General features: G+C 54.8%; 14 protein-coding genes and 1 other annotated feature. Of the genes, 10 read left to right on the forward strand and 4 right to left on the reverse strand.

What is annotated here, in order from left to right; all coding sequences use genetic code 11:
• Positions 1-120 precede the first annotated feature (120 nt).
• Positions 121-591, reverse strand: a complete 471-nt coding sequence (gene sbmC, locus M1D91_RS15000) for a DNA gyrase inhibitor SbmC (RefSeq protein ID WP_437431441.1) — start codon at positions 589-591, stop codon at positions 121-123.
• A 120-nt stretch (positions 592-711) separates the two neighbouring features.
• Positions 712-1,875 carry a serine-type D-Ala-D-Ala carboxypeptidase DacD gene (gene dacD, locus M1D91_RS15005; RefSeq protein ID WP_437431442.1) on the reverse strand — a complete coding sequence of 388 codons (1,164 nt, stop codon included), beginning with the start codon at positions 1,873-1,875 and terminating at the stop codon, positions 712-714.
• 206 nt (positions 1,876-2,081) lie between these two features.
• Between dacD and sbcB the strand changes: the two genes are divergently transcribed.
• Positions 2,082-3,506 (forward strand): exodeoxyribonuclease I, encoded by a 1,425-nt coding sequence (sbcB, locus tag M1D91_RS15010; RefSeq protein ID WP_437431443.1) that lies wholly within the window; start codon positions 2,082-2,084, stop codon positions 3,504-3,506.
• A 49-nt stretch (positions 3,507-3,555) separates the two neighbouring features.
• On the opposite strand, the gene M1D91_RS15015 is transcribed toward sbcB, so the two are convergent.
• The gene (locus M1D91_RS15015) at positions 3,556-4,917 is read right to left on the reverse strand and encodes an APC family permease (RefSeq protein WP_437431444.1); all 1,362 of its coding nucleotides are present in this window, start codon (positions 4,915-4,917) and stop codon (positions 3,556-3,558) included.
• A 385-nt stretch (positions 4,918-5,302) separates the two neighbouring features.
• A complete protein-coding gene (locus M1D91_RS15020; RefSeq protein WP_437431445.1) occupies positions 5,303-6,127 on the reverse strand; it encodes an SDR family oxidoreductase in 825 nt (274 codons plus the stop codon).
• Between the two features lie 176 nt (positions 6,128-6,303).
• Here M1D91_RS15020 and hisL point away from each other — a divergent pair, with 176 nt between their 5' ends.
• From hisL to hisIE, 9 genes are all read left to right on the forward strand, one after another.
• A complete protein-coding gene (hisL, locus tag M1D91_RS15025; RefSeq protein ID WP_437431529.1) occupies positions 6,304-6,354 on the forward strand; it encodes a his operon leader peptide in 51 nt (16 codons plus the stop codon).
• Positions 6,330-6,453, forward strand: a sequence feature (His leader region). (Overlaps the previous gene by 25 nt.)
• Positions 6,454-6,487: 34 nt before the next feature.
• The gene (gene hisG, locus M1D91_RS15030) at positions 6,488-7,387 is read left to right on the forward strand and encodes an ATP phosphoribosyltransferase (protein WP_437431446.1); all 900 of its coding nucleotides are present in this window, start codon (positions 6,488-6,490) and stop codon (positions 7,385-7,387) included.
• Positions 7,388-7,474: 87 nt separating this feature from the next.
• Positions 7,475-8,779, forward strand: coding sequence for a histidinol dehydrogenase (hisD, locus tag M1D91_RS15035; RefSeq protein ID WP_437431447.1), 1,305 nt, complete (start codon positions 7,475-7,477; stop codon positions 8,777-8,779).
• Positions 8,776-9,837: a histidinol-phosphate transaminase gene (gene hisC, locus M1D91_RS15040; RefSeq protein ID WP_437431448.1), complete on the forward strand. Its 1,062-nt coding sequence runs from the start codon at positions 8,776-8,778 to the stop codon at positions 9,835-9,837. The genes hisD and hisC overlap by 4 nt, the downstream gene beginning before the upstream one ends.
• The gene (hisB, locus tag M1D91_RS15045) at positions 9,834-10,901 is read left to right on the forward strand and encodes a bifunctional histidinol-phosphatase/imidazoleglycerol-phosphate dehydratase HisB (RefSeq protein ID WP_437431449.1); all 1,068 of its coding nucleotides are present in this window, start codon (positions 9,834-9,836) and stop codon (positions 10,899-10,901) included. Before hisC ends, hisB begins: the two co-directional genes overlap by 4 nt.
• Positions 10,901-11,491 (forward strand): imidazole glycerol phosphate synthase subunit HisH, encoded by a 591-nt coding sequence (hisH, locus tag M1D91_RS15050; protein WP_437431450.1) that lies wholly within the window; start codon positions 10,901-10,903, stop codon positions 11,489-11,491. Before hisB ends, hisH begins: the two co-directional genes overlap by 1 nt.
• Positions 11,491-12,228 carry a 1-(5-phosphoribosyl)-5-[(5-phosphoribosylamino)methylideneamino]imidazole-4-carboxamide isomerase gene (hisA, locus tag M1D91_RS15055; protein ID WP_437431451.1) on the forward strand — a complete coding sequence of 246 codons (738 nt, stop codon included), beginning with the start codon at positions 11,491-11,493 and terminating at the stop codon, positions 12,226-12,228. Before hisH ends, hisA begins: the two co-directional genes overlap by 1 nt.
• Positions 12,210-12,986, forward strand: coding sequence for an imidazole glycerol phosphate synthase subunit HisF (gene hisF / locus M1D91_RS15060; protein ID WP_437431452.1), 777 nt, complete (start codon positions 12,210-12,212; stop codon positions 12,984-12,986). Before hisA ends, hisF begins: the two co-directional genes overlap by 19 nt.
• Positions 12,980-13,591 (forward strand): bifunctional phosphoribosyl-AMP cyclohydrolase/phosphoribosyl-ATP diphosphatase HisIE, encoded by a 612-nt coding sequence (gene hisIE, locus M1D91_RS15065; protein WP_437431453.1) that lies wholly within the window; start codon positions 12,980-12,982, stop codon positions 13,589-13,591. The genes hisF and hisIE overlap by 7 nt, the downstream gene beginning before the upstream one ends.
• Positions 13,592-13,683 lie beyond the last annotated feature (92 nt).

The following is a 13,683-nucleotide window of genomic DNA, read 5'->3' on the forward strand; positions in this document are numbered from 1 at the left end:
GCCAAAAACGAAAGCGCGATTGTAACGACTTTTCTGCGGTACAGATCACTGTTCAGGACAAAAAAAGGGTAACTGACCGCATTCTGCGCTTCAGTTACCCGGTACAGGCAAGGCTAACTGTCAGGACTTGGGCTCAACCGGAATGTACATGTCGATTTCCCAGTAGCCATCCTCCTGGTCACCATTGAGGTAAAGCTCAAAGCACGGGCGCAGCGCAATCTGGTAGTGCTCATCCACCAACAGCTCGTCGAAGAAAAGATCCCAGGATTTTTCAAACTCATTGTTATAGACCTTCGCGCGAGCCACGGCGTAGTCCCCACCCGGTAACTCCGTTTTCATTACCCCTTCGCTGTTTTCCGGAATAACAAAGTCCTCGGGCACAGACACCACCACATCACAACGTAACTTGTCCGCCGGAACCTCATCGGGGTTATCGTAGTAAGCGCAAATCCAGTCGATGGGCTGAATGTGCTTATTCTTTACCCACATGTTCAACTGCGCGAAGCCCTGTTTCACCGTGACATCCCACGGCCCCACCAGATGGAACCCGGCGATAGTGCGCGTATCAACCTGCTTAACGTGGTATTCCATGCGACTCTCCTCACTGACACCGATGTTTTATACAGTGTAAATAACGGATGCTCGTCCGCCATCCTGCACGGGTCAATTATGGGAGCAGACTCGTGCACTCGCCACTTTGCCATGTCAGCCTCATTCTGGATGGTGGAAGTAATCGCTCAGACGGGAAAACAGTCCACCCTTGCCCACGTTGTCCAGGGCTACCAGCGGCCAGTGCGCTATCACCTGGTCGCGATCGTAAAGCTGGATCTCTCCTACCCGCTGGTGTGCCGCCATCGGCGCTTCCAGACTCTTGTTGTCCATGATGTAGCGCGCTTTAATATTGGGCAATTCGGCTTTTGGCAGCGCTAGCCAGAAATCATCCTCGGTGCCGACGTTCACCTTTTCTTTATCGCCGTACCAGATACGTTCACTGCCCACCTTTTTGCCCTTGTGCAGAATTTGTACGGTGTCAAAATTATCCTGCCCCCAGTGCAACAATTTACGCGCCTGCTCTTCACGCCCTTTCGGGCTTTCCGCCCCCATGATGACCGCAATCAAACGACGCTGCCCGTCCACACTTGAGGCGATAAGATTGAAGCCTGCGCCAGAGGTATGGCCGGTTTTCAGGCCATCCACATTCAGGGACTTGTCCCATAAAAGACCATTACGGTTCTGCTGGGTGATACCGTTCCAGGTCAGGCTCTTTTCACTGTACATATGATAAAAAGCGGGCTCGCCATGAATGATGGCACGTGACAATACGGCAAGGTCATAGGCCGAGCTGTGTTGGCCCGGCGCATCCAGCCCATGCACGGTTTCAAAGTGAGTGTCTTTAAGGCCAAGTTTGTGCACATAGTCGTTCATCATGGCGACAAATTGCGGTTGCCCACCGGCGACATGGTCAGCCAGGGCAACACAGGCATCGTTGCCTGAGTCGACAATCAGGCCCCGGCTCAGGTCGCGCACCGTGATCCGATCGCCGGGCTTAATAAACATGAGCGATGACCCTTCAAACACCGGATTTCCTCGTGCCCACGCGTCTTTCCCTACCGTGACCACATCGTCAGCACTGATGCGATGGCTATCAATCGCACGGTCGACCACATAGCCGGTCATCAGTTTAGTGAGGCTGGCCGGGTTACGCTGCTGGTGTTCATTGCCTGCGGTTAAAATCTGTCCGGTGGTAAAATCCATCAATACCCAGGCACCGGCCTGAATGACCGGAGGCTTCGGTGCCTGAGGCATCTCATCAGCACAGGCATGATGGACGGCGGCTGACAGAAGAGTGAAGGCAAAAAACAAACGGCATTTCAATGGAATATCCTCATTTACGTCAAATTCGCCGTCCTTTTTACGCAACTTAGTGTGTAGATACTCGGACAAATTGCAAAAAAATGTGACGGAGATCAGCTTTTACCGGCCTGATGGAGGCAAAAAAACGGGCATAGCGGGGTTTTTCTTCGGCAGAAATGGCCTGATGGTTTACCATGCAGGGGTTATTAATGAACAGGATAAGCTCAGTGTCAGATTCCAACGCAGCGCCGACATTTCTCTTCCATGACTACGAAACCTTTGGTACCCATCCGGCGCTGGACAGGCCCGCGCAGTTTGCTGCCATTCGCACCGATGCTGATTTCAACATCATCGGGGAACCTGAAGTTTTCTTCTGCAAACCTGCCGATGATTACCTGCCACAACCTGGTGCCGTACTTATCACCGGCATCACTCCGCAGCAGGCGAAAGCGAAGGGGGTGAATGAAGCCGGGTTTGCCAGGCGTATTCACGATCTGTTTACCGTCCCGAACACCTGCGTACTGGGCTACAACAACGTTCGCTTTGATGACGAAGTGACACGTAACATTTTCTACCGCAATTTCTACGATCCCTATGCCTGGAGCTGGCAGAATAATAATTCACGTTGGGATCTGCTTGATGTCATGCGCGCCTGCTATGCGCTGCGCCCGGAAGGTATTAACTGGCCGGAGAATGACGACGGCTTACCCAGTTTCCGGCTTGAACATCTCACCCGGGCGAACGGGATTGAGCACAGCAACGCCCATGATGCGATGGCTGATGTATACGCCACCATTGCGATGGCAAAGCTGGTGAAAACACATCAGCCGCGTCTGTTTGAATACCTGCTTAGCCACCGAAGCAAGCAAAAGCTGGCCACCCTGATTGACGTGCCGCAAATGGCTCCGTTAGTGCATGTTTCAGGCATGTTCGGAGCCGATCGCAGCAACACCAGTTGGGTCGCACCTCTGGCCTGGCACCCGGAAAACCGCAATGCAGTGATCATGGTTGATCTGGCAGGCGACATGACGCCTCTGCTGGAATTGAATGCCGATGCGCTTCGTGAACGGCTCTATACGGCAAAAGCCGCGCTTGAGGGGAAATCCCCCATCCCGGTGAAACTGGTGCACCTCAATAAATGCCCGGTGCTGGCGCAGGCTAAAACGCTACGTCCTGAAGATGCTGAACGGCTGGGCGTTGACCGCAAACGCTGTCTTGATAATCTGAAAATCCTGCGCGAAAACCCGCTGGTGCGGGAAAAAGTGGTCGCAATTTTTGCAGAAGCGGAACCCTTTGTGCCTTCGGATAACATCGATACACAGCTCTATAATGGTTTCTTCAGCGACGCGGATCGCGCAGCGATGCGCATCGTACTGGAGACTGATCCGCGTAACCTGCCTGCCCTGGACATCACCTTTGCCGATAAACGCATCGAGAGATTACTCTTCAACTACCGGGCGCGTAATTTCCCCGGCACGCTGGATGAAGTTGAGCAGCAGCGCTGGATGGAACACCGTCGCGAGGTGTTTACGCCCGCGTTTTTGCAGGCCTATGCTGACGAATTACAGATGCTGTTTGCACAATATGCGGATGATAAAGAGAAGGTGGCCCTGCTGAATGCCCTGTGGCAGTACGCTCAGGAGATAGTGTAGGGTAAAAAAAACCGGAGGTCAGAGCCTCCGGTTTTTAATGACGCCGTTATTACTGCGGAATGTCTTCGTACTGCGGCACCGGGTTGCGGAAGCTTCTGGTCACGCAGGCCAGATACAACAGACCAATCGCACCCCAGATAAGACCCAGAATCATTGAGCTCTGCTCCAGGTTCACCCACAACGCGCCAACAGTAAGCGCACCACACATCGGCAGTACCAGATACTGGAAGTGGTCTTTCAGCGTTTTGTTACGCTTCTCGCGGATCCAGAACTGAGAGATCACCGACAGGTTTACAAAGGTGAAGGCGACCAGCGCACCGAAGTTAATCAGAGCCGTTGCCGTGACCAGGTCAAAGTTAATCGCCAGCAGCGCAATGGCACCTACCAGCAGTACGTTCCACGCCGGCGTACGCCATTTCGGATGAACGTAGCCAAAGAAACGGGTCGGGAAAACACCGTCACGGCCCATCACGTACATCAGACGGGAGACACCTGCATGAGCAGCCATGCCGGAAGCGAGAACGGTGATGGTAGAGAAGACCAGCACACCGAACTGGAAGGTTTTACCCGCCACGTAGAGCATGATTTCCGGCTGTGACGCATCCGGATCTTTAAAGCGAGAGATATCCGGGAAGTACAGCTGCAGGAAGTACGACGCCACGATAAACACCAGACCCCCGATCAGCGCGGTCAGGAAGATGGCTTTCGGAATCACACGCTCTGCGTCTTTGGTCTCTTCAGACAGTGAAGAGATACCATCGAAGCCCAGGAACGAGAAGCACAGAATGGTCGCACCGGTAATCATCGGCACCACATGCGCACCTTCAGACCAGAACGGACGTGAACTGGTCAGGGTCCCTGCGCCTTCGCCGTGCGCCACACCGTAGACGATCAGGCCAACGATAATGGCAACGATACCCATCTGCAGAATAACAATCAGGGTGTTGAAGTTCGCAACGGACTTAATGCTGCGCAGATTGGAGATGGTCATAAAGGCCACCAGCGCAACCACAAACAGCCACGACGGTACGCTCGGAACCAGCGCTTCAAAGTAAATTTTTGCCAACAGAATGTTGATCATCGGCATGAACAGGTAGTCCAGCAGCGACGACCAGCCCACCATAAAGCCAACAGCCGGGCTAATGGATTTCTGGGCATAGGTATAGGCAGAGCCAGCGGACGGGAAGCGGCGGACCAGCTTACCGTAGCTCAGCGCAGTAAAGAGGATGGCAACCAGAGCAAAGGCATAGGCCGTTGCAACGTGACCATCAGTCAAACCAGAGACAATGCCGAATGTATCGAACAGCGTCATCGGCTGCATATAGGCAAGACCCATCATGACAACCGGAATCAACGTAAGCGATTTACGCAATTCCACGCGAGAGGTTTTTGGAGTAACGTTATGCGACATGATTATCCTCCTGAATGGCGGAAACCATTGCAAATACAAAAAATTGCCCCATTTTTTTCTGTTTCCTCAGCGACAACAACTGTCGGTTTTTAAGTAAATATCTATCCGGTACGAAGCCCGGCCTCTTGGTATTGAATGATGTTTCAAGAATGCAAAAAAATAACCGACGTGTTTACGTCGGCTATTCCTTTTTTGCGGGGCATATTTTGCACCAAACTGAGGCGCAATGACAACCCTGTGAGACGCGGCTCAACCAATAATTTCTGTCAATCGGTTGATTTTTAACACCTCAGGCAGGATTCGGATAAAAAAAAAGCATTTTTTGCAACAAATAAACGCGCCCCCGCAGGGGGACGGTTAGCCCCCTGCGGTTTGGTTAACCCGGTTAGTTCATTGGCATGGTCATCGGGTCGGGGTACTGGTATTCAAAACCCAGTTCATGGCAGATTCGGTTGCCGTCGACAAGTTTGCCTTTTCCCTGGCCGGGAGCGTCAAGAAAGAGAGGTTCAGCCAGACCAAGCTGGCGGGCCATCAGCGGATAAAAAACCGAACGGGCCGGGTGCTGCGGCGCGCAGAGATTATATATATGTCCGCCTTTTGGGGACTGAAGCAGCAATGTAATTGCAGAGATAACATCGTCCAGATGCACCAGATTCACGCCGTGCTGCCCATCCGGTGCCGTTTTGCCTGCAAAGAAGCGTCCGGGATGGCGCCCTGGCCCCACCAGCCCGGCGAGCCGTAAAATATCGACGGAGGTTCCCGGCAGATTATGCAACCAGTCTTCCAGCTCTTTTAGCACCCGCCCGCTCGCGGTAACCGGGTTGCGTGGCATCGTTTCTTTAACACTACCGCTGACATCACCGTAGACCGAAGTCGAGCTGGTAAAGAGTATCCGCGGAACACGCCAGGCCAGCGCGCTGTCGACAATTTCCTGTATCGCCTGCAAATAGAACTCTTCACCCGGACCGCTGCGCCGTGCCGGTAGCGTGATAACCAGCGCATCTGCCTGCATTAACGCCTCCAGATCGTCGGCGTCGCAGACCAGTTCAGGCTCAAGTTTCAGCACGTAGCTTTCGACGCCGCTCATTCTGGCCGCCTCCACCCCGTCCTGGGTCGTTTTGCTGCCGACCACCTGCCAGCCTCGCGCGGTAAGCGACAGCGCTAATGGCATACCCAGCCACCCTAAACCGACAATTGCGACCTTTTTCATCTGTCTCTCCCGACGTTTTGCTGATTCCCTTGTAAGGCTACGCCAGCGGGGCAGAACTGACAATTCATACCCTGAATATGAAATCATTTAATGATGTAAAAAAGCCCTTGCCTTCGTAGGCAAAAGTGGTTTAGGTTAAACGACATCAATGTGAATAAGCATTCAACGAGATTTTTATGACAAGCGTTCAGATTAAACTTCACCACCATCATCATCATCCTGACTAGTCTTTCAGGCGATGTGTGCTGGGAGACGATAAAATCTTCCAGTGGTGCATGAACGCAGAAAAAAGCCCCCGGAAGATCATCTTCCGGGGGCTTTTTTTTGAACCAAATTTAGCAGGATAACGAGGACAACAGAATGTTAGACAACAGCCGTTTACGCATAGCTATTCAGAAATCTGGCCGACTTAGCGAAGAGTCCCGCGAATTACTCGCCCGCTGTGGCATTAAAATCAACCTGCACACCCAGCGTCTGATTGCTCTGGCCGAAAATATGCCGATTGATATTCTGCGCGTGCGTGACGACGACATTCCAGGGCTGGTCATGGATGGCGTGGTTGATCTGGGTATTATCGGCGAGAACGTGCTGGAAGAAGAGCTGCTGACCCGCCGCGCTCAGGGAGAAGATCCTCGTTATTTCACCCTTCGTCGTCTCGACTTTGGTGGCTGCCGCCTGTCACTGGCGACCAACGTAGATGAAGTCTGGGACGGCCCGGCGGGGCTTGATGGCAAACGTATTGCCACCTCCTATCCGCACCTGCTCAAACGCTATCTGGATCAGAAAGGCGTCTCCTTTAAATCCTGTCTGTTAAACGGTTCTGTTGAAGTCGCGCCGCGCGCTGGACTGGCGGACGCTATCTGCGACCTCGTCTCGACAGGGGCTACCCTTGAAGCCAATGGTCTGCGGGAGGTGGAAGTCATTTACCGCTCCAAGGCCTGCCTGATCCAACGTGACGGTGAAATGGACGATGCCAAACAGCAGCTCATCAACAAACTGCTTACCCGTATTCAGGGTGTGATTCAGGCCCGTGAATCGAAGTACATCATGATGCATGCGCCTACCGAGCGCCTGGACGAAGTGATTGCTCTGCTACCGGGCGCTGAACGCCCGACTATTCTGCCGCTGGCAGGTGACCAGCAGCGCGTCGCCATGCACATGGTGAGCAGCGAGACCCTGTTCTGGGAAACTATGGAAAAACTCAAAGCACTGGGTGCCAGCTCCATTCTGGTTCTGCCGATTGAGAAGATGATGGAATAACCCTGCCTTTACGCCCGGTGAAAATGCGCCGGGCCAACGGGTTTAACGTGAGTGGGCCTCAGGCGCTTACAATAAAGGAAAACACTTATGAGCTTTAACACCCTCATCGACTGGAACGGCTGCAGCCCCGAACAGCAGCGCGCGCTACTTATGCGCCCGGCAATGTCGGCCTCCGAAAGCATAACCCGCACGGTGGCGGAAATACTCGAAAACGTCACTGCCCGTGGCGACAGCGCCCTGCGCGAATACAGTGCAAAATTTGATAAAACGGATGTCACTGACCTGAAAGTCACCGCCCAGGAAATCGCCGACGCCAGCGCGCGCTTAAGCGATGATATTAAACAGGCGATGGCCGTGGCGGTGAAGAATATCGACACCTTCCACGTGGCCCAGCAATTACAGACCGTGGATGTCGAAACCCTACCCGGCGTGCGTTGCCAGCAGGTGACCCGCCCTGTCGCCTCGGTGGGTCTCTACATTCCCGGCGGCTCCGCCCCGCTCTTTTCAACCGTGCTGATGCTGGCAACCCCTGCGCGCATCGCGGGTTGTAAAAACGTCGTGCTGTGCTCCCCGCCACCGATTGCCGATGAGATTTTGTATGCCGCGCAACTTTGCGGGGTACAGGAGGTGTTTAAAGTCGGCGGTGCGCAAGCGATTGCGGCCCTGGCCTTTGGCACCGAATCCGTTCCGAAAGTGGACAAAATCTTTGGTCCTGGCAACGCATTCGTGACCGAAGCCAAACGTCAGGTAAGTCAGCGTCTGGACGGTGCCGCCATTGATATGCCTGCCGGCCCGTCTGAAGTGCTGGTGATTGCTGACAGCGGTGCGACGCCTGATTTCGTCGCCTCTGACCTGCTTTCTCAGGCCGAACACGGCCCCGATTCACAGGTGATTTTGCTCACGCCGGATGCCAGCATGGCACGTGCGGTAGCCGACGCCGTTGAACGCCAGTTAGCCGACCTGCCGCGTGCGGAAACGGCACGCAAGGCGCTCTCCGCGAGCCGCCTGATTATTACCAAAGACCTGGCGCAGTGCGTGCAGATTTCCAACCAGTACGGCCCGGAGCATTTGATTATTCAGACCCGCAATGCACGCGACCTGGTCGATGATATCACCAGCGCTGGCTCCGTCTTTTTGGGCGACTGGTCACCGGAATCGGCGGGTGATTATGCCTCCGGCACCAACCATGTGCTACCGACCTACGGTTATACGGCAACCTGCTCCAGCCTTGGGCTGGCGGACTTCCAGAAGCGCATGACCGTACAGGAGCTCTCGCGTGAAGGCTTTGCCGCACTCGCCCCGACCATTGAAACGCTGGCAGCGGCTGAACTGCTGACCGCCCACAAAAACGCCGTCACCCTGCGCGTTAACGCCCTTAAGGAGCAAGCATGAGTATTGAGGAACTGGCTCGCGCCAACGTTCGTGCCCTGACCCCGTACCAGTCAGCGCGCCGTCTGGGTGGTAAGGGTGATGTCTGGCTGAACGCCAATGAATTCCCGACGGCGGTGAACTTTGATTTATCGCAACAGACCCTGAATCGCTATCCGGAAGGCCAGCCGAAAGCGGTGATTGAACATTATGCCCGCTATGCCGGGCTCAACAGCGATCAGGTGCTGGTCTGTCGCGGGGCGGATGAAGGTATCGAACTGCTGATTCGCGCCTTTTGTGAACCAGGCAAAGATGCCATCTTGTTCTGTCCACCAACGTACGGGATGTACAGCGTCAGCGCAGAAACCTTTGGGGTGGAGTATCGCACTGCGCTGACGAAGGACGACTGGCAACTGGATCTGGAGAGCATCTCCAGCCAGTTGGATAACGTTAAACTGGTTTACATCTGCAGCCCGAACAACCCGACCGGGCAGATCATTAACCCGCAGGATATTCGTGATGTTCTTGAGATGACCCGCGGTAAAGCACTGGTGGTGGCTGACGAAGCCTATATTGAATTTTGCCCACAGGCGACACTCACCGGCTGGTTGAGCGAATATCCGCACCTGGTGATTCTGCGTACGCTCTCAAAAGCCTTTGCGCTGGCCGGTCTGCGCTGTGGCTTCACCCTGGCGAATGCCGAGGTGATTGCCATGCTGATGAAAGTGATTGCCCCCTATCCGCTTTCTACACCGGTCGCTGACATTGCCGCCCAGGCGTTGAGTCCTGAAGGGCTGGTGGCCATGCGCCAGCGGGTTGCACAAATCGTTGAAGAACGTGAATTCCTGGCCAACGCCCTGCGCGACATTCCTTGCGTAGAGACGGTATTCAGCTCCGACACTAACTATATTCTGGTGCGCTTTGTTGCCTCCAGCGCCGTCTTTAAATCACTGTGGGATCAGGGCATTATCCTGCGTGACCAAAATAAACAACCCACCTTAAGTGGCTGCCTGCGCATTACTATCGGCACCCGCGAAGAGAGCCAGCGCGTCATTGACGCTTTACGTGCGGAGTCTGTATGAGCCAGAAGTACCTTTTTATTGACCGTGATGGCACCCTGATCTCTGAACCACCGAGTGACTATCAGGTTGACCGTTTTGACAAACTGGCCTTTGAGCCAGAAGCCATTACCGCGCTGCTGAAACTGCAAAAAGCGGGCTTTAAGCTGGTGATGATAACCAATCAGGACGGGCTGGGCACCGCAAGCTTCCCGCAGGCGGAGTTCGACGGCCCGCACAATCTGATGATGCAGATTTTTACTTCGCAGGGTGTGACCTTCGAAGAGGTGCTGATTTGCCCGCATCTGCCGGCGGACAACTGCGACTGTCGCAAGCCGAAAGTGCAGCTGGTTGAGCGCTGGCTGGTTGAGCAGGCGCTGGACAAAGCGAACAGCTACGTCATCGGTGACCGTCAGACCGACCTTGAACTGGCCGAAAATATGGGCATCACCGGCCTGCGTTATAATCGCGAGACGCTGAACTGGACAATGATTGTTGACCAGTTGACCCGGCGCGACCGCTACGCACAGGTTCTGCGCAACACGAAAGAGACGCAGATTGACGTGCAGGTGTGGCTGGACAGAGAAGGCGGCAGCAAGATCAAAACCGGCGTCGGTTTCTTTGATCACATGCTGGATCAGATTGCTACCCACGGCGGTTTTCGCATGGCCATCACGGTGAATGGCGATCTCTACATTGACGATCACCACACCGTGGAAGACACGGGCCTGGCACTGGGTGAAGCGCTGAGGAAAGCGCTGGGTGACAAGCGCGGTATCAACCGTTTTGGCTTCGTCCTGCCAATGGATGAGTGCCTGGCGCGTTGTGCGCTCGACATCTCTGGCCGCCCGCACCTGGAGTATAAAGCCGAATTTGCCTACCAGCGCGTCGGCGATTTGAGTACCGAGATGGTGGAACATTTCTTCAGCTCGCTCTCCTATACGATGGGTGCCACGCTGCACCTGAAAACCAAAGGCAAAAACGATCACCACCGCGTTGAGAGTCTCTTTAAAGCCTTTGGCCGCACCCTACGCCAGGCGATCCGCGTTGAGGGCGATACCCTGCCTTCTTCAAAAGGAGTGCTGTGATGAATGTGGTGATTCTGGACACCGGTTGCGCCAACCTCAACTCGGTTAAATCCGCCGTCTCCCGCCACGGTTATGAACCGCTGGTGAGTCGCGATCCCGACGTGGTACTGCGTGCAGATAAGCTGTTCCTGCCTGGTGTTGGCACGGCACAGGCAGCGATGGATCAGCTACGTGAGCGCGATCTTATCGACCTGATAAAAGCCTGCACCCAGCCGGTACTGGGCATCTGTCTGGGTATGCAGTTGCTTGGCCGTTTTAGCGAAGAGAATACAGGCGTCGACCTGCTGGGCATCATTGAAGAAGAGGTGCCGAAGATGGTCGACGTTGGCTTGCCGCTGCCGCACATGGGCTGGAATCGCGTCTACCCGAAAGCCGGTAATCGTCTTTTTCAGGGCATTGAAGACGGTGAATATTTCTACTTCGTGCACAGCTATGCCATGCCGGTCAACCCTTACACCATCGCGCAGTGCCATTACGGTGCCCCCTTTACTGCCGCCGTGCAAAAAGACAACTTCTACGGCGTGCAATTCCACCCGGAACGCTCAGGCCGTGCAGGCGCACAGCTGCTGAAAAACTTCCTGGAGATGTAATGATTATTCCTGCATTAGATTTAATTGACGGCACCGTGGTGCGTCTGCACCAGGGGGATTATGGTCAGCAGCGTGATTACGGCACCGATCCCCTCCCCCGCTTACAGGATTATGCCGCGCAGGGCGCAGCCGTGCTGCACCTGGTGGATTTAACCGGCGCAAAAGATCCGACGCGTCGCCAGATCCCACTGATTAAAACCCTTGTCGCCGGCGTTACTGTCCCAGTACAGGTTGGCGGCGGCGTGCGTACTGAAGAAGATGTTGCAGCCCTGCTTGAAGCGGGCGTGGCACGCGTTGTGGTCGGCTCAACGGCGGTGAAATCGCCGGAGGTGGTAAAAGGCTGGTTTGAACGTTTTGGTGCCGAGGCGCTGGTACTGGCGCTTGACGTACGCATTGATGCAGAGGGCAAGAAACAGGTTGCGGTCAGCGGCTGGCAGGAAGATTCCGGCGTCTCGCTGGAAGCGCTGGTGGAGACCTATCTGCCGGTTGGCCTCAGGCACGTGCTGTGCACTGATATCTCCCGCGACGGTACGCTCGCCGGGTCAAACGTCTCTTTATATGAAGAGGTCTGCGCGCGCTATCCACAGGTCGCTTTCCAGTCCTCCGGCGGGATTGGCGACATCAACGATGTTGCCGCTCTGCGCAATACGGGTGTTCAGGGGGTGATCGTCGGTCGCGCCCTGCTGGAAGGTAAATTCACCGTAACGGAGGCTATCCAATGCTGGCAAAACGGATAATTCCTTGTCTTGATGTACGCGATGGTCAGGTGGTAAAAGGCGTGCAGTTCCGCAACCACGAAATTATTGGTGATATCGTTCCGCTGGCCAAACGCTATGCAGAGGAAGGTGCCGACGAACTGGTTTTTTATGATATCACCGCCTCCAGCGATGGCCGTGTGGTTGATAAAAGCTGGGTGTCGCGCGTAGCAGAAGTGATCGACATTCCCTTCTGCGTAGCGGGCGGCATTAAGTCTGTTGAAGAGGCGGCAAAAATTCTCTCTTTCGGCGCGGACAAGATCTCTATTAACTCCCCGGCGCTGGCCGACCCGGAGTTAATTACCCGTCTGGCAGATCGCTTCGGCGTACAGTGTATCGTGGTCGGCATTGATACCTGGTTTGATGAGGCGACCGGTAAATATCACGTCAATCAGTATACCGGCGACGAAAGCCGCACCCGGGTGACCCAGTGGGAAACGCTGGACTGGGTACAGGAAGTGCAAAAGCGCGGCGCAGGTGAAATCGTCTTGAATATGATGAACCAGGATGGCGTGCGCAACGGCTACGATCTGGAGCAACTGAAGAAAGTGCGCGAGGTCTGCCATGTGCCTCTGATTGCCTCCGGCGGCGCGGGCACGATGGAGCATTTCCTCGAAGCCTTTCGCGATGCGGACGTGGACGGTGCGCTGGCAGCGTCCGTGTTCCATAAACAAATCATTAATATTGCTGAATTAAAACTTTACCTGGCAAGTCAGGGTGTGGAGATAAGGGTATGTTAACGGAGCTTCAACTCAGCCAACTGGACTGGGAAAAAACCGACGGGCTGATGCCTGCCATCGTGCAGCACGCGGTGTCTGGCGAAGTACTGATGCTGGGTTATATGGATAAAGCCGCGCTGGCAAAAACCCAGGAAACCGGCAAAGTCACCTTCTTCTCGCGGTCGAAAGGCCGCCTGTGGACCAAGGGCGAAAGCTCAGGCCATTTCCTGAATCTGGTGAGCATTGCCCCGGATTGCGATAACGACACGCTGCTGGTCCTCGCAAACCCTGTTGGCCCTACCTGCCACACCGGCAGCTCAAGCTGCTTTGGCGATACCCGCCATCAGTGGTTGTTTCTCTACCAGCTTGAAAAGCTGCTGGCTGAGCGTAAAACTGCCGACCCGGCCAGCTCTTACACCGCAAAACTGTACGCCAGTGGGACCAAGCGTATTGCGCAAAAGGTGGGTGAAGAAGGCGTGGAAACCGCGCTTGCCGCCACGGTGAATGACCGTGCTGAACTGACCAATGAAGCCTCCGACCTGGTCTATCACCTGCTGGTCCTGTTGCAGGATCAGGATCTTGACCTGACGGCGGTGATTGAAAACCTGCGTAACCGTCACAAATAACCCTGCGGGGAGCCTCGCGCTCCCCTCTTCCCTTCGCTAATAAACAGTTATCTTTCTTCCCGGTAGCAGGTATGATCGTCCGACTGGTTCAG

It is taken from the genome of Enterobacter sp. SA197, from assembly GCF_054131575.1.